Below are 19,835 nucleotides of genomic sequence, written 5' to 3'. Positions count from 1 at the left end.
TGGGTTGAGGCGGCCTCACGCCGCCTCAAGGTCGAGATCCGCCCACACCGGCACGTGGTCCGACGGCTTCTCCCAGCTGCGCACATAGCTGTCGATGCCGACATTGGCGAGCCGGTCGCTGGCCTGTGGCGACAGCAGAAGGTGGTCGATCCGGAGGCCATGGTTCTTCTGCCAGGCGCCGGCCTGGTAATCCCAGAACGTGTAGAGCCCGGGCTCGTCGGTGACGGCCCGAAGCGCATCGGTCAGGCCGAGGCCGAGCAGGGACTGAAAACTCTCCCGCGTCTCGGCCTTGAACAGGGCGTCCTCGGTCCAGGCGGCGGGATTATGGACGTCCCGGGCATGCGGGATGACGTTGAAGTCGCCTGCGAGGATCAGCGGCTCCTCGGTCTTGAGGCGCTCCTTCGAATACTCAAGAAGCCGCGACATCCATTTGAGCTTGTAGGGATATTTCTCGGTCCCGACCGGGTTGCCGTTGGGCAGGTAGAGGCAGGCGACGCGCAGCACTCCGCGCTTGAGCGTCACCACGCCTTCGAGAAAGCGGGCATGCGCATCCTCGTCGTCGCCGGCCAGCCCCGACTTGGTCTCGTCGAACCGGAGTTTCGAGAGCAGGGCGACACCGTTAAACGTCTTCTGCCCGTGGGTGACCACGTTGTAGCCGAGCGCCTCGATCTCCAGCCGCGGGAACGCCTCGTCGACGCATTTGATCTCCTGCAGGCAGACGATGTCCGGCTGGCACTCCTTCAGCCAGGTCAGGAGGAGATCGATCCGCTGCCGGACCGAGTTCACGTTCCACGTGGCTATTCTGATGGGCATCTTGGCGGCTCCGGGCAGGGGCCATGGTTAGAACAAAATGCAAACGCGCCCGTCAAGGACGCTGCGAAATCTCCCACAAAATTAACCCGGCTTAAGTCGGGCCTGGGCCATTGATCGTGAAAAGGTTTTCGAATGGGACGGCCCGACAAATCCATGAAGCGAACCGAGCCCCGCGACGGGTTGATCGGCGCGTTCCTGTACTGGCTCGGAGGCTACGAGATCGAGGACGGCCTGACCGCCGGTCTCAGCGAGCGCGAGCTGAGCCGCATCCGCGCCAAGCAGATCGATGCGGTAATACGCTTGATCCCGGTGACGATGGCCGTCACCATGCTCAACGTCGCCGTTGTGCTGATTCTGTTCTGGGGCAGGGGCTGGAACGACTTTCTCGCGATCTGGGGCATGACCCTCGCGACTGCCGCCTCGCTCGCGGTGCGCGCGTGGCGGCGCTCCCACCAGAGCCCGCCGCAGGAAGCCTCGCCCCGCGCCGCGCGGCAGATGTTGCGGCAGGCGTTTTTCCTCGCCGCGATCTGGGGCACGCTGCCGGTCGCGCTGTTCAGCCGCATCGAGCCGACCGGCCAGCTCGTCCTGGCCTGCCTGATGGTCGGTATGATGTCCGGCGGTGCCTTCACGCTCTCGACCTTCCCGCGCGCGGGCCTCGTCTATCTCGCGACGACGACGATCGCCTGCGTCGCGGCGTTGCTGTCGTGCGGCGCCGGGCCGTATCTCGTGACCGCGGTGTTCCTGCTGCTGTTCGCATTCTTCATGGCGCGCAACATCGTCTCCCAAGGCAATCTGTTTCTCGGCAATCTCAAGGCCCAGCTCGAGCTCGAGCGGCAGACCGAGATCATTTCGCTGTTGCTGAAGGATTTTCAGGAGAACGCCAGCGACTGGCTGTGGCAGACCGACGCCGAGGGGCATTTGGTCGATGTGCCCGAGCGCTTCGCCGCGGTCGCACAGCTGCCGCTGCCGCTGCTGAAGGGCGCGCATTTCGCCGACGTGCTCGACATGCTGTGCCCCGAAGACAAGAGCGCGGCCTACAACGTCGTCGGCCTGATGGAGCACGCCGAACCGCTTCACGAGATGAACCTCAAGGTCGTCGCCGGCGGCGAGGCGCGGCTGTGGTCGCTCACTGCGAAGCCGGCCTACGACCGCGACGGTCAATTCCTCGGCTATCGCGGCTTCGGCCGCGACGTGACCGAGCGCTGGCGCGCGGAAAAGGCTGAGGCCGAGAGCCGCGCCAAATCGGATTTCCTCGCGGTCATGAGCCACGAGATCCGCACGCCGATGAACGGCGTGCTCGGGCTTGCCAGCATGCTGCTGGAGACAAAACTTGATCCGGAACAGCGCGAGGCCGTCACCACGATCCGCGAGTCTGGTGACAATCTCCAGCGCATCCTCAATGACATCCTCGACCTCTCCAAGCTCGAGGCCGGGCGCTTCGCGTTCGAGGTGATCGACTTCGCGCCGCAGGCGCTGGTCGAGGCAGTGGCGACCGTGGTGCGCGCGAGCGCCAAGAGCAAGGGGCTCGTGGTCAAGGTCGAACTCGATCCCAACCTGCCGCCGACGCTGCGCGGCGATGTCGCGCGTATCCGCCAGGTCCTGCTCAATCTCGCCTCGAACGCGGTGAAGTTCACCGACGCAGGCGAAGTCACGATCGCAGCTGTCTGTCAGGCCCGCCGCGATCTGCTCGCCACCGTCGAATGGAGCGTGACCGACAGCGGCATCGGCATCGCCCCCGAGAAGCTCGCCCAGCTCTTCTCCGACTTCGCCCAGGCCGACGCCTCGATCAGCCGCCGCTTCGGCGGCACCGGGCTTGGGCTTGCGATCTCCCGGCGCATCATCGAGCAGATGGGCGGCACCATCGGCGTCACCTCGACGCCGGGCGAAGGCTCGACCTTCCGCTTCACGTTGGTGCTGCCGTGGAGCCAGGTGCAAACGTCCGATCACGACGCAGGCCGCGAGGAAGCCGACGATCTCAAGGCGCGCATCGCGGGCCTCGACCGACCGCTGAAGGTGCTGGTCGCCGAGGACGACGCCGTCAACCGCATGGTCGTGAGCAAGATGCTCGGTGCCTTCGACGTCGAGTTGCGCGTGGTGACCGACGGTGTCGAAGCCGTCGCGGCCGTGTCCGAAGGCGATTACGATATTGTGCTGATGGACGTGCGCATGCCCGAGATGGACGGCCTTGCCGCGACCCGCGCGATCCGCGCCGAAGGCGGACGCTTCGCGGCCTTGCCGATCGTCGCGCTGACCGCCAATGCCTTCCCCGAGGACGTCAGGATCTGCCGCGAGGCCGGCATGTCGGACTTCCTGGCCAAACCGCTGCGCAAGCCCGCGCTGGTCACGGCGCTGCTGCGTGCGCTGGACGGCCAATGGGTGTCGGAGGACGCTCCGCTTCAGCCAGAGCAGATGCCGGTCGAGTCGGACTGGACGGACGAGGAAAGGCAGATCACCGGCGCTTAGCCGGCGACGTCAGATCGAGAAGCTGGTCCCGCAGCCGCAGGACGCTGTGGCGTTCGGATTGTTGACGCGGAACGAGGCGCCGATCAGGTCGTCGACGAAATCGACCTGCGACCCCGCCAGGAACGGCTGCGAGGCGGAATCGACCAGCACCACCGCATTGTCCTGCTCGATCACGAGATCGTCGTCGGTGCGGGCACGGTCGATGTCGAACTTGTACTGGAAACCGGAACAGCCGCCGCCCTCGACCGAGATCCGCAGCATCGCGCCAGACCCTTCGCCCTTGAGGATCTCCCCAATCCGGCGCGCGGCCTTGTCACTGATGGTCACGTCAGTCGTCATCGTTCGTCTCCGATAGCCCCGCGGTCACCTGAAGGTAGCCTGCCCAATTCAGTTGGTATCCCGCGTCCGGCATAGTTATGTGCCACCATACGCAGAATCAAATGGATAGGGACTAAATTCGCCGTGTCCGTCGGAATGGCTGCCCCCCACGCGCCCTATGCCTGCGATCCCGATCGCAGCCGCGGCCGGCTGGTCGCGGAACCGCCGAGCCGGACCCGCAGCCCGTTCCGGCGGGATTGCGACCGGGTCATCCATTCCACCGCGTTCCGCCGGCTGAAGTACAAGACCCAGGTGTTCGTGTTCCACGAGGGCGATCACTACCGCACCCGACTGACCCATTCGCTGGAGGTGGCGCAGATCGCCCGGGCGCTGGCGCGGCAGCTCGGGCTCGACGAGGACCTCACGGAAACCCTGGCGCTCGCCCACGATCTTGGCCATCCGCCGTTCGGGCATGCCGGCGAGCGGGCGCTGGACGCCTGCCTGAAGGATTTCGGCGGCTTCGACCACAACGCCCAGACGCTCCGCGTCGTTGCAGCGCTGGAACATCGCTATCCCGAATTCGACGGGCTCAACCTGACCTGGGAGTCGCTGGAGGGCATCGTCAAGCACAATGGCCCGCTGACCGATCGCAGCGGTGCGCCGGTCGGGCGCTATCGCGAGCACGGCATTCCGATCGGCATCGCCGACTACATCGACGCCTACGATCTCGAATTATGGAGTTTCGCCTCGCTGGAGGCACAGGTCGCCGCGATCGCCGACGACATCGCCTATGATGCCCACGATATCGACGACGGCCTGCGCGCCGGCCTGTTTCACCTCGACGACCTCAAGGTGATGCCGCTGACCGCGGAGATCATCGCCGAGACTTCAGCGCACTATCCCGATCTCGAAGACGTCAGGCGCGGTGCCGAGCTGGTGCGTGAGCTGATCTCACACCTGATCGGTGCCGTGTTCGCCGAGGCGCAGACAAACCTTGCCGCCGTGAAACCGCAATCCGCCCAGGACGTGCGCCAGCAGAGCCGGGCATTGATCGCGTTCCCCGCCGCGGTCGCCGAGGAGGAGGCTGCCATCAAGCGCTTTCTCTATCAGCACATGTACCGCCACAAGCGGGTCATGCGGGTGATGAGCGAGGCGGAACAGATCCTGTTCGACCTGTTCGCAAAATACCTGACATCGCCCGGCGAGCTGCCGCCGGAATGGCTGGTCGGGGCGGAGGCGGACAACGAGGGCGACCGGGCCCGGCGGATCGGGAATTTCATTGCAGGAATGACCGACCGTTTCGCCCTGACCGAGCACCAGCGGCTCTTTGACTCGACCCCGGATTTGCGTTAGGCGGCGCCCATGCCCGACACATCCTCAGCACTGCACCTGTTCGCCGACGTGCTCGCACGCGTGCACGCGGTCTGCCGCGCGCTTGCGGCGGAAGCCAACTGGCCCGAGGGCATCGATTTCTCGCGCGTGGTGGTCGAGCCGCCGCGCGATGCCTCCCATGGCGACATGGCGACCAACGCGGCCATGGTGCTTGCGAAAGAGGCAAAGACAAAGCCGCGCGATCTCGCCGAGCAGATCGCCGAACGGCTGCGCGCGGACCCGCTGATCACGAAGGTCGACGTCGCCGGTCCGGGCTTCATCAACCTGACGCTGAAGCCGGCCGCATGGGCCGAGGCACTGCGGACCGTGCTGCGCGAGGGCGCCGATTACGGCCGCGTCCGCGGCGGCTCCAAGGTCAACGTCGAATATGTCTCCGCCAACCCGACCGGACCGATGCACGTCGGCCATTGCCGCGGCGCCGTGTTCGGCGACGCGCTGGCGAGCCTGCTCGAGTTCGCAGGCCGCGACGTCACGCGCGAATATTACATTAACGATGCCGGCGCCCAGGTCGACGTGCTCGCACGCTCCGCGTTCCTCAGGTATCGCGAGGCGCTCGGTGAGGACATCGGCGCGATCCCGGAAGGTCTTTATCCCGGCGACTATCTGAAGCCCGTTGGGCAGGCGCTGGCCAAAGAGCACGGCGACAAGCTCCTCGCCATGAGCGAGGGCGCGTGGCTGCCGGCGGTACGCGCCAAGGCGATCGCGATGATGATGGACGAGATCAAGGACGATCTCGCTGCGCTCAACATCCGCCACGACGTGTTCTTCTCGGAGCGCTCGCTGCAGGACGCCGGCAACAACAAGGTCGCCGAGACCATCGATTTCCTGCGCGCCAAGGGCGACATCTACCTAGGCCGTCTGCCGCCGCCAAAGGGGGCCCCGGCCGAGGATTGGGAAGATCGCGAGCAGTTGCTGTTCAAGGCGACCGCCTATGGCGACGACGTCGATCGCCCGCTGATCAAGTCCGACAATTCCTACACCTACTTCGCCGCCGACATCGCCTACCACAAGAACAAGTTCGACCGCGGCTTTGCGGAGATGATCGACGTCTGGGGCGCCGATCATGGCGGTTATATCAAGCGCATGCAGGCGGCGGTGAAGGCGACGACCTCCGGCAAGGGGGCGCTCGACGTCAAGATCGTCCAGCTCGTGAAGTTGCTGCGCAACGGCGAGCCGGTGAAAATGTCCAAGCGGAGCGGGGACTTCGTCACCTTGCGTGAGGTGGTGGATGAAGTCGGCCAGGACGCCGTCCGCTTCATGATGCTCTACCGCAAGAACGACGCGGTGCTCGACTTCGACCTCGCCAAGGTCATGGAACAGTCGCGCGACAACCCGGTGTTCTACGTGCAGTATGGCCACGCCCGCGGCCATTCGATCTTCCGCAACGCCCGGGCCGAGGTGTTTCCGGAACTGCCTCAGGATGCGGCAAAGCGCATCGCCTGGCTTGGTGAGTCGGCGGTGGAACGGCTGTCGGACCCGGCTGAACTCGAGCTTCTTAAGCGGCTCGCAATTTTTCCGCGCATGCTGGAAGCGGCCGCAAGCGCCCACGAGCCGCACCGAATTGCCTTCTATCTCTATGATTTAGCCAGCGAATTTCATGCACTTTGGACGAAGGGGCGCGATTTGCCCTATTTACGCTTCATTATCAATAATGATGCAGATCTAACGAAGGCGCGACTGGCCATGGTCCAGGGCGTCGTCTCTGTCCTGGCATCGGGCCTCGCCATCCTCGGCGTCCATGCTCCGGACGAGATGCGGTAGTTTGGGGCGAACTACTTAAGGGATTTCGGGGGTAACCGGCAGAAGCCGGATCGCTTAGACTTGGTTGAAAGCCTTGTGGGTCGAAAGCCGTGCCTTGGTCGAGGGGCGCGCGGCTTTCCCGAAGGGACGCATCATCACGATGGCCGAACGATATCAGGACAGACCGTTTCCTTCCGATGACTATGGTCGCGGTGGCGATCAGCATGGGAGCGGCGATCCCTTGGCCGAACTTGCCCGCCTGATCGGGCAAACCGATCCGTTCGCAGCGCAAGGGCGGCCGGGCGCACACCCGCCTGCAGCACCTGCGCCTGCCCAGAGCTATCAGCACGACGACTATCGCCAGGACGACTATCGCCAGGACGATGACCAGCAGGACTATGCCGAGCAGGCCCCGCCGCCGCCCGGACCGCCCTCATGGATGCGGCGCGCCAATGTGCAGCCGCAGACGGCGCCAGCTGAGCTTGCCTATCCCGCTTCCGTAAACCCGGTTCATCCACTGCATCGTTATTCAGCCCAGCCGACTGCGCCCGAGCCTGAACCTGATTTTCGTCAGCCGCCGGCCTATCCGGATCAGGCCTTTCAAGCTCCTGCTTATCAAGCTCCTGCCTATCAGGATCAGGCCTACCAGCAGCACGATCAGGCTTACCAAGAGCAAGCCTATCAGCAGCAAGCCTATCAGCAGCCCGATCCGGCGCGGTACGACGATGCGCTCTACGGACGGCTGGAGGCGGGCGAGCAGGACTATCAGCGCGATCCCGCCTATCCCGACGATCCATACGCGTTCCAGAGCGATTATCCCGAGGCCGATCTCGACGAGCCGAAGAAGCAGCGCGGCGGCATGATGACGGTCGCGGCGATCGTGGCGCTTGCCGTCGTCGGCACCGGCGCTGCGTTCGCCTACAAGACCTATGTGGGCTCACCCCGCAGCGGCGAGCCGCCGATCATCAAGGCCGACAACACGCCGACCAAAATCGTGCCGGCGCCGTCGGACTCCTCGGCCAAGGTGCCGGACCGCATGGTCACCGGAGATGGCGCCGAGAAGATCGTGCCGCGCGAGGAGGCGCCTGTCGACGTCAACGCCAAGGCGGGAGGTCCCCGCGTGGTGTTCCCGCCGCTGAACCAGAACGCGAACCCGCCGCCGGTCGCAAGCGTCTCGCCGTCCAGCATTCCGTTGTCGAGTGCGGGACCGAATCCGAGCAACGGCACGCTGCCGAACAATTCGCCGCGCGCGATTAGGACCGTGGCCGTGAAGGGCGATCAGACCGACGCCACCGCGTCGCAAGCGGCCACGGCCGCGAAGCCGGCAGCTCTCCCGAAGCCCGTTGCGGCACCGGCTCCACCACGCACGCCGCCGACCTCCGCCAATGCCAGTGCCAATCAGCCGCTCTCGCTGGCGCCGCAATCGGCGCCGGCTGCGGAGCCGCAGCAGCGGATGGCTGCGACCAATCCGACGCAAATTGCGCCCGCGAGCAGCGGTGGCGGCGGTTACGTCGTGCAGGTCTCCTCGCAGCAGACCGAGGATAGCGCTCACGCCTCCTACCGCGTGCTTCAGGGCAAATACGGCAGCGTACTTGGCTCCCGCGCACCGGTGGTCAAGCGGGTCGACCTGACCGATAAGGGCAAGGGAATCGTCTACCGCGCCTTCGCTGGGCCCTACGGCTCGCTCGAAGAGGCGAACCAGGCCTGCAACAGTTTGAAATCCGCTGGCCTGTCTGCCTGCTTCGTCCAGAGGAATTAACGGCCGTTTCCTTGACCCTCTCGCGGGTCGGGGTTAATCGGCCGTATGAGCACGCGGGCCTTCATTACCGGCGTTTCCGGAACGGAACTAACCGCCGCTGAGCGGGAGTTTATCCGCAGCGAACGCCCATGGGGTTTCATCCTCTTCAAGCGCAACGTCGAGACGCCGGCTCAAGTTGCTGCACTCGTTGCGGAATTGCGGGCGGTTGCGGGCTCTCCTGATGCCCCTGTCCTGATCGACCAGGAGGGTGGCCGGGTGCAGCGGCTGGGCCCGCCGCATTGGCCGGTCTATCCGCCGGGCGCTATTTTCGCCGGCCTCTACGATACTGATTCGGCGCTCGGGCTGACGGCCGCGCGCCTCAGCGCCCGGCTGATTGCGGCCGATCTCGCAGATCTCGGCATTACCGTGGATTGCTTGCCGCTGGCCGATGTGCCGGTGGCTGGCGCCGACGCCGTCATCGGGAACAGGGCCTACGGCACCGAACCGGGCAAGGTCGCCGCGATCGCCCGCGCCGTCACCGAGGGCCTCGAAGAGGGCGGCGTGCTGCCGGTGCTCAAGCACATCCCCGGCCATGGCCGAGCTACGGCCGATACCCATTTCAATCTGCCGACGGTCGACACGTCGCGAGACGAACTGGATCGCACCGACTTCGCGGCGTTCAAGCCTTTGGCGGATTTGCCGATGGCCATGACTGCACATGTTGTGTTTAGCGCGGTCGACCCCGCCCATCCGGCGACGACATCTGCGACAATGATCGCTGAGGTGATTCGCGGCACAATCGGGTTCCAGGGTTTGTTAATGAGTGATGACGTGTCGATGAATGCGCTGTCGGGCAATATCGCCGAGCGGACCCGCGCGATTTTTGCGGCCGGTTGCGACATGGCCCTGCATTGCAACGGCAACATCGAGGAGATGCGTGAGGTCGCCGGCCAGACACCCGAACTGGCGGGCAGGGCGCTGGAGCGGGCGAAGGCCGCGCTCGCGGCGCGCAAGGGACCGCAGCCGTTCGATCGCGCGGCCGCACGCGCCGAACTGGACGCATTGATCGCACGGGCAAACACGGCATCGGCATGACCGCAGAAATCCTATCGTTTGAAACCGGGCGCCCCGCAGAGCTCGCCGAGGGTGAGCCGGCGTTGGTGGTGGACGTCGAGGGTTATGAAGGTCCGCTCGACCTGCTGCTCGCACTGGCGCGGCAGCAGAAGGTCGATCTCGCCAAGATATCGATCCTGGCGCTCGCCGACCAGTATCTTCACTTCATCGAAGCCGCGCGAAAGATCCGCCTCGAGCTTGCCGCCGACTATCTCGTGATGGCGGCCTGGCTCGCCTTCCTGAAATCGCGCCTGCTGCTGCCGGAGCCGCCGAGTGCGGAAGGCCCGAGCGCCGAGCAGATGGCGACGGCGCTCGCCAACCGCCTGCGCCGGCTGGAGGCCATTCGTGAAGCCGCCAACCGGCTGATGAACCGGCAGCAATTGCTGCGCGACATCTTCCCGCGCGGCGAGCCCGAGCAGATCGCCGAGATCAGGCATCCGAAATACACCGCAACGCTCTATGACCTGCTCACCGCTTACGCCGCGCAGCGCCAGTCGCGCGTGCTGGCGAGCGTGCATCTGGCCAAGCGCACGGTGTGGTCGCTCGCCGAGGCGCGCGCCACGCTGGAGCGACTTGTCGGCAGCATCAGCGAGCAGGACGATTGGGGCGTTCTCGACGATTTTCTGCTGCAGCACGTCGCCGATCCGACGCAGCGCGCGACGGTGCTCGCCTCGAGTTTCGCGGCCGCGCTCGAGCTGGTGCGCGAAGGTCAGCTCGAGCTGAATCAGAAAGAGGCGTTTGCGCCCATCTATTTCCGGAAGGGGCGCCCCAAGCCGGTCATGGACGCAGCTCCTGCGCCCGATGCGCCGGTCGCTTAAGTGCAACAAGGAGAATCTGCCATGGCAAGCCTGGCTGAAGTGCGGGTAGAAGAGGCCGAGCCGATGGAGAACGAGTCCCAGGCACGTCCCGAAGAATTGCGGCTGCTGGAAGCGCTGCTGTTCGCTTCGAATGAACCGCTGGACACCGCGACGCTGGCCAAGCGCATGCCCGAGGGCGTGGACGTGAAGGCTGCGCTCGAGCAGTTGCAGGCCGACTATTCGCTGCGCGGCGTGAATCTCGTGCGGGTCGCCAACAAATGGACCTTCCGCACGGCGGGCGATCTCGCCTGGTTGATGACCCGCGAGAGCACCGAGACCCGCCGCCTGTCGCGCGCCGCGATCGAGGTGCTGGCGATCATCGCCTATCACCAGCCGGTGACGCGCGCCGAGATCGAGGAGATCCGTGGCGTCGTCACTTCGAAGGGCACGCTGGACGTGCTGCTGGAAACCGGCTGGATCAAGCCGCGCGGCCGTCGCAAGACGCCGGGCCGTCCCTTGACCTTCGGAACCACTGAGGACTTCCTGTCGCAATTCACTCTGGAACAGCTCGGCGATCTGCCGGGTCTGGAGGAGCTGAAGGGCACGGGCCTGCTGGATTCGCGTCTGCCGACCGGATTCAGCGTGCCGACGCCGTCGGATGACCCGACTTTGCGTGAGGACGAGGATCCGCTGGAACCGGGCGAGGACCTTGATCTCGCGCTGGCGCCCGCGGTCGAGCCCGAGACGCCCCCGGAAGGCGGCAATGAGGGCGGCGAGGGCGGCAGCGAGGACTGACGCCCCAACCTTCTACTGGCCCCCTGCGACCAGTTAACACTAGCAAAATTACGTAGCGCCAACAGCGAATTGGCGCTGCCTTGGTCCTTGTTTTTGACACCTGCCAAGCCTAGGTTTCGGTGAAGTCGGCCGGTCCCCGGCCATGCGCGTTTGGAGGGTTGCAGGATGGGTTCACTCAGCATTTGGCACTGGGTCCTGGTGATCGCAGTGGTCCTGCTGCTGTTCGGTCGCGGCAAGATCTCGGATCTGATGGGCGACGTGGCGCAGGGCATCAAGGCGTTCAAGAAGGGCATGCAGGACGACGACAAGGTCGCCGACAAGCCCGAGCCGGCCAAGTCCATCGAGCACAACAATGCCGCGCCGACCGCGGCACGGTCCGACGTCGGCAGCAAGGCCGTCTAAGCCAGAGAGCACGCGAGACGCGGGTAGCGGCCCCGATCCTGCGCGCGAGGGATTGGGCCGGCTTGCTGCTGGCGTGAACGGAAGACCTCATGTTCGACATCGGGTGGAGTGAACTGGTCCTGATCGGGGTCGTGGCCCTGATCGCCATCGGCCCGAAAGAGCTGCCGGGCGTGCTGCGCATGGTCGGACAGTGGATGGGCAAGGCGCGCAAGATGGCCGCCGAATTCCAGGGCCAGTTTCAGGAAGCGATGCGCGAGGCCGAAATGGCCGACCTCAAGAAGAGCTTTGACGAGGTCAAGGAAGCGGCTTCCGGCTTCGCCGGCAACAATCTGATGACCTCACTCCAGAAGGACGTCAGCGACGCGCTCCGCGTCGATGCGCTGGACAAGCCGGCCGAGACCTCCGCCGCTGTCGAACCGCCGGCGACTTCAAGCGAAGCGCTTGCGACTTCAAGCGAAGCGCCGGCGACGCCCACCACGCCGGAAGCGCCGACGTCCGAGACCTTCGTGGAAGCCGAGGCGCATGCCGCCGTGAACGAGCCGCTCGCCATCACCCGTGAGGTCGAGCTGGCGCAGGTCGCTCAAGGTTCGGTTACGCAAGATTCGGTCATCCAGGACACTGCGCCGGCCGAGGCGATCAAGGACGCCAAAGCGTCATGAGCGCCGCGGATATCGAGGCCAGCAAAGCTCCTCTGATGGACCATTTGATCGAGCTGCGTTCGCGACTGATCAAGGCCCTCCTTGGCTTCGGCATTGCCTTCATCTTCTGCTTCTTCTTCGCCAAGCAGATCTACAACGTGCTGGTCTGGCCGTTCGTGTGGGTCGCGGGTCCCGAGAACTCGAAATTCATCTACACCGCGCTGCTGGAATATTTCATCACCCAGCTCAAGCTCGCGCTGTTCGGCGCCGGCTTCATCTCGTTCCCGATCGTCGCGACGCAGATCTACAAGTTCGTCGCTCCGGGCCTCTACAAGCACGAGAAGCAGGCCTTTCTGCCGTATCTGGTCGCGACCCCGTTCTTCTTCGTGTTGGGTGCCGCACTGGTCTATTTCGTCGTGCTGCCGATGCTGGTCCGCTTCTCGCTCGGCATGCAGCAGGCCGGCAGCGACGAGACCGCGCAGATCCAGCTGCTGCCTAAGGTCGGCGAATATCTGTCGCTGATGATGTCGCTGATCTTTGCCTTCGGCATCGCCTTCCAGCTTCCGGTGATACTGACGCTGCTCGGGCGCATCGGCATCGTCACGTCAAAAATGCTGCGCGAGAAGCGCCGCTATTTCATCGTCGTTGCCTTCGTCATCGCGGCCGTTCTGACCCCGCCCGACGTGCTCAGCCAGTGCTCGCTCGCGATCCCCTTGCTCGCGCTCTACGAGGGCTCGATCATCGCGGTGGGAATTGTGGAGAAGAAGGTGGCAGCTTCAAAGGCCACGACCGGCACTGACGTATCGACGCCGGCCAACCCGGCGGAGTAGGGCGCTTCGACCCTCCGCTGTCATTCCCCGCGCAGGCGGGGAATCCAGTACGCCGCGGCCCATCGAGAAATCACGGACGTCTCTGGAATACTGGATCATCCGCCTTCGCGGATGATGACAGCCGTGCTAGGAGACGCGCTGATGTAAACTGACAACGTTTGCCGTTTTTTGTTTACGCGCTGCCCCAGGACCTCGGCCATGCACGACATCAAATCGATCCGCGACAACCCGCAAGCCTTCGACGCCGGCCTCGCACGACGGGGCCTGAAGCCGACGTCGGCGTCGCTGCTTGCGCTCGACGAGACCCGGCGTGCGGCGATCCTGGCTTCCGAGCAGGCGCAGGCGCGGCGCAATGCGGCCTCCAAGGAAATCGGCGACGCCAAGAAGGCGAAGGACGAGGCTCGCGCAGCGAAGCTGATGGCGGAAGTTACCGAGCTCAAGACCACGATGCCGGAGCTCGAGGCGACTGCGAAGGCTGCCGACGAGGAGCTCGCCAAGGAGCTGGCGGCGATCCCGAATCTGCCGCTCGGCGAGGTGCCCGATGGTGTCGACGAGCACGGCAATGTGCAGCGCCATGTCTTCGGCAACAGGCGCAACTACGCGTTCGCGCCAAAACCCCATGACGATCTCGGCGCCGCGCTCGGTGACATGGATTTCGAGACGGCGGCAAAGCTCTCCGGTGCGCGATTCGTCGTGCTCAAGAAGGGGTTGGCGAGACTGGAGCGCGCGCTCGGTCAGTTCATGCTGAATCTACACGTCGACGAGCACGGCTATACCGAGATCAATCCGCCGCTGCTCGTGCGCAACGAGATCATGTTCGGCACCGGACAATTGCCGAAATTCGAGGACGACCAGTTCTGGGCGATTAAGGGCGAATTGCTCGCCGAGCCCGACCATGAGCGGCTCCGCACCGAGCGTCTCGGCCTCATCCCGACCGCCGAGGTTGCCCTCACCAACCTCGTCCGCGAATCCATCCTCGACGAGAAGCAGTTGCCGATGCGGCTCACCGCATTGACGCCGTGCTTCCGCGCGGAGGCGGGCGCCGCTGGGCGCGATACCCGAGGCATGATCCGGCAGCACCAGTTCACCAAGGTCGAGTTGGTCTCGATCACGACGCCGGAGACGAGCAAGGACGAGCACGAGCGCATGCTCGCCTGTGCCGAGGAAGTGCTGCGGCGGCTCGAGCTGCATTACCGCGTGATGACGCTGTGCACCGGGGATATGGGTTTCTCGTCGCAAAAAACCTATGACATCGAGGTCTGGATGCCCGGCCAGGGCGACGGCGGGGCATTCCGCGAGATCTCGAGCTGCTCGGTGTGCGGCGATTTCCAGGCCCGCCGGATGGACGCGCGCTCGCGCGGCCCCGATGGCAAGCCGCGGTTCGTGCACACGCTCAACGGCTCCGGCACCGCGCTCGGCCGCGCGCTGATCGCCGTGATGGAGACCTATCAGCAGGAGGACGGCTCGATTGCAGTCCCCAGCGTGCTCCAGCCCTATATGGGCGGGCTGAAGGTGGTCGCACGCGACTAGGCGTGCTGCCAATCTGAAACGGAGAAACGTTTGGTTGCGAAGATCGGGCGGCCGGTTATCCTGCCGGCCACCCGACAACGCGAACCGATCGTTCATGGCCTTGCACCGCGACATCTTCTGGGTCGGCAGACAATGGGCGGTGACGGGTGCCGGCATCCAGGCTGTCGATCAGCGGCTGCGTGGCGTGCTCGACATCGATATCACGCGGCTCTGGGACGATCATCTCGTCCAGAGCCGGCGGGCCAAGCCTGGTGTGAATGCAGCTGATTTCGACCAAGCACTGTCGCTGGCGCGCGAACGCTTTCCGCAGGCGCCGGTGGCGGACCCGTTCGTCGCACAGCTGGAGGCGCTCGGCGTCATCGAGGCGCCGATCGTGAGCCCGGTCGTGCCGGCGATGAAGCTGCATGCGGAGGGCCGGCTGGCGCGCTTCCTGCCGCAATGGCGCGTTCGCCGATAACCGACCAAGCCGGCAACCGGGTGCCGGCCCCAAGCCGGCCGGTTTGCCTGATCGGCCCCGGCCGGATAAGACGGCTCAGACCCGCTTCAGGAATCGACCTTTCCCATGCGCATTCTTTGCACCAATGACGACGGCATCCATGCCCCCGGCCTCAAGGTCCTCGAGGAGATCGCGCGCGCATTGTCCGATGACGTCTGGGTGGTCGCGCCTGAGCTCGACCAGTCCGGCGTGTCGCATTCGCTGTCGCTGAACGATCCGCTGCGCCTGCGCGAGGTGGGTCCGCGGCATTTCGCGGTGCGCGGCACGCCGACCGACTGCGTCATCATGGGCGCCCGCCACATCCTCGGCGCCAAGCTGCCCGATGTCGTGCTGTCCGGCGTCAACAAGGGCCGCAACGTCGCCGAAGACGTGGTCTATTCCGGCACCATCGCCGGCGCGCTGGAGGGCACCATCCTGGGGCTGCCGTCGTTCGCGCTTTCGCAGGAATTCAGCGTCGAGACCCGCGACCGGCCGCTGTGGGACACTGCGCGCAACTTCGGGCCCGATATCCTGCGCAAGGTGATCGCCGCCGGCATCCCGAAGGACACCGTCATCAACGTCAACTTCCCGGCTTGCGCGCCGGAGGATGTGCTGGGCATTCGGGTGACGCGGCAGGGCAAGCGCAATCTCGGCTTCCTCAAGATCGACGAGCGCAGGGACGGCCGTGGCAATCCGTATTTCTGGATCGGCTTCGAGCGCACCGCGATGATGGATACGCCGGCCGACGGCACCGATCTCGCGGCGCTCCGCGAACGCTACGTCTCCGTCACGCCGCTCCGGCTCGACCGCACCAACGAGGCGTTTTCCGAGGCGCTGAGTGCGATGCTGAGGTAAGTCCGACCTGGAACGGGGCCTGGTCTAGCCGCCGCGAAGCGCGGCTTCGATGGTCTTGCCGAGGGCGTCGAGCTGAAATGGCTTCTGAAGCGCCGGCCGATCGCGGTACTGCTCGGGCAGGCCGGAGGAGCCGTATCCGGTGGCGAAGATGAACGGGCAGCCCTTCGCCTTGATGACATCGGCGACGGGCGAGATGACCTTGCCGTTGACGTTGACGTCGAGAATGGCGATGTCGAACTCGGTTGCCTGGGCGAGCCGCATGGCTTCGGTGATGTCGCCAGCCTCGGCCGCGATCTTGTAGCCAAGCTCTTCGAGCATGTCCGCGACCATCATCCTGATCATCACCTCGTCTTCGACGAGGAATACAGAGCGGCCGGTAAGCCCCGTCGCGGTCATGGTCGAGTCCTTGCCCATCGCCAAAAACGTTCGCAGATAACATGAATCGACGCAATGCGCGTTTCGACGGATGCCTGAAAATGGCCATCACGGCTCGCCCGTTGCAAGCCAATTTGTGGTCAACTACGCCATCCGAAGCCTATCATGGGTTCCCTGAGCCGGAACAGGAATCTCGCGCCCCAGGTTGACATCCCGGACCCCAAAAAACAGCACAAGCAGGCAATGACCTCCCATCAGCACCCGCCGGAAAAGATGATGTTTCAGCTCACGCTGAGGCGTCGGGGCATCAGCGACCAAGCGGTCCTGCGGGCCATGGAGGAGGTGCCGCGCGATCAATTCGTCGACGACGCCGATCGCGACGGCGCATATCGCGACAGCGCGCTCCCGATCGCCTGCGGGCAGACCATCAGCCAGCCCTTCGTCGTCGCCTACATGACCGAGCAGCTCCAGCTTCAGAAGAAGCACCGCGTGCTCGAGATCGGCGCCGGCTCGGGCTACCAGGCGGCGGTGCTGTCGCGGCTCGCCGGTCAGGTGTTGACGGTCGAGCGCTACCGCAAGCTTGCGGATGCCGCACGTATCAGGCTTGAAAAGCTCAACTATCACAACGTCGAGGTGATGCTGGGCGACGGACTCAATCTGCCTCCCAATATCGGCCCGTTCGACCGCATCATCGTCACGGCCGCGATGGAGCAGCTCCCGGAGAACCTGGTCGAGCGGCTGGAGGTGGGCGGCATCCTGATCGCGCCCGTCGGCCCGCATCAGGGGGTGCAGACGCTGATCCGCCTGAACCGGACCGAAGCCGGGATCGAGCGCAAGGAACTCGTCGAGGTTCGGTTCGTGCCGGCGCTGCCCGGGGTGGCGCGGGAGCTGTAGAATTCCGGATTGGCTGTGCTGCCAACATCTTATTGGGAGGGTTAAGCCGTTATTTACTCGGCGCGTGTTTACTTAAAACACCAGTTCTGTTGCGTACGAGTGAGTAACCATGTCCGTTGCCGCCGAGTTGCTTTACTCGCGCCGTGTGCCGCAGGTCGCGGTGCTGGCGCTGATCTCCTTCAGCTTCGCAGGGTGCAGCGCCGACATGTCGTCGCGCATGTCCCAGTCGAATTTCTCCAATCCCTTCGCGCAGGAATCGACCGGTTCGGTGCAGCAGGCACCGCCGCCGCAGCGTGAGTTGCCGCAATATTCGCGGCCGCAGACGCAGCCCGGTTCTTATCAGTCGCAGCCTTTGCCGCCGGCGGTGTCCGCGCCGCAATCCTACCCCGTTGCGGCAGGCGGTGTGTCCGGAGGCGGCCGCGGTGTCGGCTCCTACGCGCCCCCGGCGCAGCCGCATCTCGAGACCACGGCCACCGTGCCGCCGCGCTCGGTTGCAGCCGCCCAGCCGGTCGGTGGAACCAAGATCATCGTCGGCACCAGCGATACGCTCGACCTGCTTGCCAAACGCTATCGCGTCACGCCGCAGGCGATCCTCGCCGCCAACGGCTACAAGGGGCCGCGCGCGCTCTCGCCCGGCCAGCAACTGATCATTCCGCACCAGGCTACGGCCGCTGCGCCCGCGCCGCTCATTGCTCCCGTTGCCGCTGCCCCCGCGCTGGCGCCTGCTGCGAGGCCGGTTGCGGCCGTTGCAGCGCCGTCGAGCACGCACTTCGTGAACCACGGCGACACGCTCGCCAGCATTGCCCGCAAGAACCATATCTCGGCGGCCGAACTGGCCCGCGCCAACGGTCTCGATCCCTCTGCAAAACTCAAGCTCGGCGCCCGGCTGGCCGTGCCCGGCGCCAAGACCGCCGCTGTCGCAGCACCGCTTGCCGCGGCTCCGGTCGGAGCCGCTCCCGTCGCCGGGACGCTACAGCCGGTTGCGGCCGCACCTGCGCCCGCCACCAAGATGGCGGCCGTCGCCGCGCCGGTGCAGAGTGCGCGCCTGGCCCAAGCCACGGCGAATGTCGAAGACAAGGCCGCTGAAGCTCCGGCGAAAGCTGCGGAGACCACCAGCGCGCTGCCGACCTTCCGCTGGCCGGTGCGCGGCAAGGTGGTCACGAGCTACGGCGCCAAGACCAACGGCAAGTCCAACGACGGCATCAATCTCGCGGTGCCCGAGGGTACGCCGGTCAAGGCGGCTGAAGACGGTGTCGTTGCCTATTCCGGCAACGAGCTGAAAGGTTATGGCAATCTCGTCCTGGTTCGGCACTCCAACGGCTACGTCACCGCATATGCCCATGCGAGTGAGCTGATGGTGAAGCGCGGCGATACCATCAAGCGCGGCCAGGTCATTGCCAAGTCGGGTCAATCCGGGGAGGTGGCGTCGCCGCAGCTCCACTTCGAGATCCGTAAGGGATCGAGCCCGGTTGACCCGCTTCAATTCCTGAACGGCGCGTGAGCTCGGAGTAGGGCACGCCATCGCCACAAACGCGGTGTCGTCGCCCGGCTCGACCAGGCGATCCAGTACGCCGCAGCGTCTCGATCGATCAAACCCGTCTCTGGAATACTGGATTCCCCGCCTGCGCGGGGAATGACAGGTGAGGGAGTGGCGGCAGCTCGCTACGTCGCCGTCAGCTTCACGCCGAGCCGTCCCGCAAGCTCCTGCACGAACTGCCAGGCGACGCGGCCCGAGCGCGAGCCGCGCGTCGTCGACCATTCAAGGGCCTCGCGCTCCAGCGCGTCATCGTCGACGTTGACGCCGAAATGGCTGCAATAGCCCCGCACCATGGCGAGATATTCGTCCTGGCTGCAGCGGTGGAAGCCGAGCCAGAGACCGAAGCGATCCGACAGCGAGACCTTCTCCTCGACGGCTTCGCCGGGATTGATCGCGGTCGAGCGCTCGTTCTCGATCATCTCGCGCGCGAGCAGATGGCGACGGTTGGAGGTGGCGTAGAGGATGACGTTCTCCGGCCGACCCTCGATGCCACCTTCGAGCACCGCCTTGAGCGATTTGTAGGACGCATCATTGCCGTCGAACGAGAGATCGTCGCAGAACACGATGAAGCGGAAGGACGAGGCGCGAAGCTGCTCCATGAGGGCCGGCAGGCTCTCGATGTCCTCGCGATGAATCTCGATCAGCTTCAGTCTGTCGGCCGGTTTGCGCTCCGCGTTGGTGCTGGCATGCGCCGCTTTCACCAGCGACGACTTGCCCATGCCGCGCGCACCCCAGAGCAGCGCGTTGTTGGCGGGCAGTCCGTTGGCGAAGCGCTCGGTGTTCTCCATCAGGATGTCGCGCATCCGGTCGACGCCCTTGAGCAGGAACAGTTCGACGCGGCTGACGCGCGGCACCGCCGCAAGGCGGCCGTCCGGATGCCAGACGAAAGCGTCAGCCTGCTTGAACGATTCGCGTTCGGCGGCGGGCTTGCCTTGAGCGGAGAGGTGCGCCGCAATCGTCTCCAGCGCGCGAACGATGCGCTCCTGGGAGACGTTTTGGTTCGCCTTGGAAATGGTCTTGGAAGCTGCCCTGAGGGCTGCCTTGGGACGTTTTGCCGCGACGCGGGCTGGCTTCGTGGCAGGGGTGCGGGGGCCTTTGCCGGCCGGGCTTTTGCTTGGTTTTTGGGGCAT

General features: G+C 65.2%; 19 protein-coding genes. 15 read left to right on the top strand and 4 right to left on the bottom strand.

Annotated features, from left to right (window positions below):
• Positions 1-15: 15 nt before the first annotated feature.
• Positions 16-813, bottom strand: a complete 798-nt coding sequence (gene xth / locus BRA1417_RS0124860) for an exodeoxyribonuclease III (protein ID WP_035968779.1) — start codon at positions 811-813, stop codon at positions 16-18.
• Positions 814-945: 132 nt separating this feature from the next.
• On the opposite strand from xth, the gene BRA1417_RS0124855 reads away from it, so the two are divergent.
• The gene (locus BRA1417_RS0124855) at positions 946-3,276 is read left to right on the top strand and encodes an ATP-binding protein (protein WP_027518132.1); all 2,331 of its coding nucleotides are present in this window, start codon (positions 946-948) and stop codon (positions 3,274-3,276) included.
• 9 nt (positions 3,277-3,285) lie between these two features.
• On the opposite strand, the gene erpA is transcribed toward BRA1417_RS0124855, so the two are convergent.
• Positions 3,286-3,615 carry an iron-sulfur cluster insertion protein ErpA gene (gene erpA / locus BRA1417_RS0124850; RefSeq protein WP_007610737.1) on the bottom strand — a complete coding sequence of 110 codons (330 nt, stop codon included), beginning with the start codon at positions 3,613-3,615 and terminating at the stop codon, positions 3,286-3,288.
• A gap of 123 nt (positions 3,616-3,738) precedes the next feature.
• Between erpA and BRA1417_RS0124845 the strand changes: the two genes are divergently transcribed.
• The 12 genes from BRA1417_RS0124845 (at position 3,739) to surE (ending at position 15,899) form a co-directional block, all read left to right on the top strand.
• Entirely contained in the window at positions 3,739-4,947 is a 1,209-nt protein-coding gene (locus tag BRA1417_RS0124845) for a deoxyguanosinetriphosphate triphosphohydrolase (protein ID WP_027518131.1), read from the top strand.
• 9 nt (positions 4,948-4,956) lie between these two features.
• Complete coding sequence (gene argS, locus BRA1417_RS0124840; RefSeq protein WP_027518130.1) at positions 4,957-6,747, top strand: arginine--tRNA ligase; 1,791 nt, start codon at positions 4,957-4,959, stop codon at positions 6,745-6,747.
• Positions 6,748-6,886: 139 nt separating this feature from the next.
• Entirely contained in the window at positions 6,887-8,485 is a 1,599-nt protein-coding gene (locus BRA1417_RS0124835) for an SPOR domain-containing protein (protein WP_027518129.1), read from the top strand.
• Positions 8,486-8,530: 45 nt separating this feature from the next.
• Entirely contained in the window at positions 8,531-9,559 is a 1,029-nt protein-coding gene (gene nagZ, locus BRA1417_RS0124830; RefSeq protein ID WP_027518128.1) for a beta-N-acetylhexosaminidase, read from the top strand.
• Positions 9,556-10,395, top strand: a complete 840-nt coding sequence (locus BRA1417_RS0124825) for a ScpA family protein (RefSeq protein ID WP_027518127.1) — start codon at positions 9,556-9,558, stop codon at positions 10,393-10,395. The genes nagZ and BRA1417_RS0124825 overlap by 4 nt, the downstream gene beginning before the upstream one ends.
• Positions 10,396-10,416: 21 nt before the next feature.
• Entirely contained in the window at positions 10,417-11,169 is a 753-nt protein-coding gene (scpB, locus tag BRA1417_RS0124820; RefSeq protein WP_007590655.1) for an SMC-Scp complex subunit ScpB, read from the top strand.
• 165 nt (positions 11,170-11,334) lie between these two features.
• The gene (locus BRA1417_RS0124815; RefSeq protein ID WP_007610722.1) at positions 11,335-11,571 is read left to right on the top strand and encodes a twin-arginine translocase TatA/TatE family subunit; all 237 of its coding nucleotides are present in this window, start codon (positions 11,335-11,337) and stop codon (positions 11,569-11,571) included.
• A gap of 89 nt (positions 11,572-11,660) precedes the next feature.
• On the top strand, positions 11,661-12,230 hold the full coding sequence (tatB, locus tag BRA1417_RS0124810) for a Sec-independent protein translocase protein TatB (protein ID WP_027518126.1): 570 nt from the start codon (positions 11,661-11,663) through the stop codon (positions 12,228-12,230).
• Positions 12,227-13,039 carry a twin-arginine translocase subunit TatC gene (gene tatC, locus BRA1417_RS0124805; RefSeq protein WP_027518125.1) on the top strand — a complete coding sequence of 271 codons (813 nt, stop codon included), beginning with the start codon at positions 12,227-12,229 and terminating at the stop codon, positions 13,037-13,039. The genes tatB and tatC overlap by 4 nt, the downstream gene beginning before the upstream one ends.
• A gap of 198 nt (positions 13,040-13,237) precedes the next feature.
• Positions 13,238-14,569 carry a serine--tRNA ligase gene (serS, locus tag BRA1417_RS0124800; RefSeq protein WP_027518124.1) on the top strand — a complete coding sequence of 444 codons (1,332 nt, stop codon included), beginning with the start codon at positions 13,238-13,240 and terminating at the stop codon, positions 14,567-14,569.
• Positions 14,570-14,663: 94 nt separating this feature from the next.
• Entirely contained in the window at positions 14,664-15,026 is a 363-nt protein-coding gene (locus tag BRA1417_RS0124795) for a hypothetical protein (protein WP_027518123.1), read from the top strand.
• A gap of 105 nt (positions 15,027-15,131) precedes the next feature.
• Positions 15,132-15,899, top strand: coding sequence for a 5'/3'-nucleotidase SurE (surE, locus tag BRA1417_RS0124790; RefSeq protein ID WP_027518122.1), 768 nt, complete (start codon positions 15,132-15,134; stop codon positions 15,897-15,899).
• A gap of 24 nt (positions 15,900-15,923) precedes the next feature.
• Here the strand turns inward: surE and BRA1417_RS0124785 are convergent, their stop codons facing one another.
• A complete protein-coding gene (locus tag BRA1417_RS0124785; protein WP_007590670.1) occupies positions 15,924-16,295 on the bottom strand; it encodes a response regulator in 372 nt (123 codons plus the stop codon).
• Between the two features lie 222 nt (positions 16,296-16,517).
• On the opposite strand from BRA1417_RS0124785, the gene BRA1417_RS0124780 reads away from it, so the two are divergent.
• Positions 16,518-17,168, top strand: a complete 651-nt coding sequence (locus BRA1417_RS0124780) for a protein-L-isoaspartate(D-aspartate) O-methyltransferase (RefSeq protein ID WP_027518121.1) — start codon at positions 16,518-16,520, stop codon at positions 17,166-17,168.
• 109 nt (positions 17,169-17,277) lie between these two features.
• A complete protein-coding gene (locus tag BRA1417_RS0124775) occupies positions 17,278-18,669 on the top strand; it encodes a LysM peptidoglycan-binding domain-containing M23 family metallopeptidase (RefSeq protein WP_027518120.1) in 1,392 nt (463 codons plus the stop codon).
• 161 nt (positions 18,670-18,830) lie between these two features.
• On the opposite strand, the gene BRA1417_RS0124770 is transcribed toward BRA1417_RS0124775, so the two are convergent.
• Positions 18,831-19,835 (bottom strand): ATP-binding protein, encoded by a 1,005-nt coding sequence (locus BRA1417_RS0124770; protein ID WP_027518119.1) that lies wholly within the window; start codon positions 19,833-19,835, stop codon positions 18,831-18,833.

This window comes from Bradyrhizobium sp. WSM1417, assembly GCF_000515415.1.
Classification (GTDB): Bacteria; Pseudomonadota; Alphaproteobacteria; order Rhizobiales; family Xanthobacteraceae; genus Bradyrhizobium.
The sequence above is the reverse complement of the archived record's forward strand: the minus strand, read 5'-3'. Positions and strand labels throughout refer to the sequence as shown.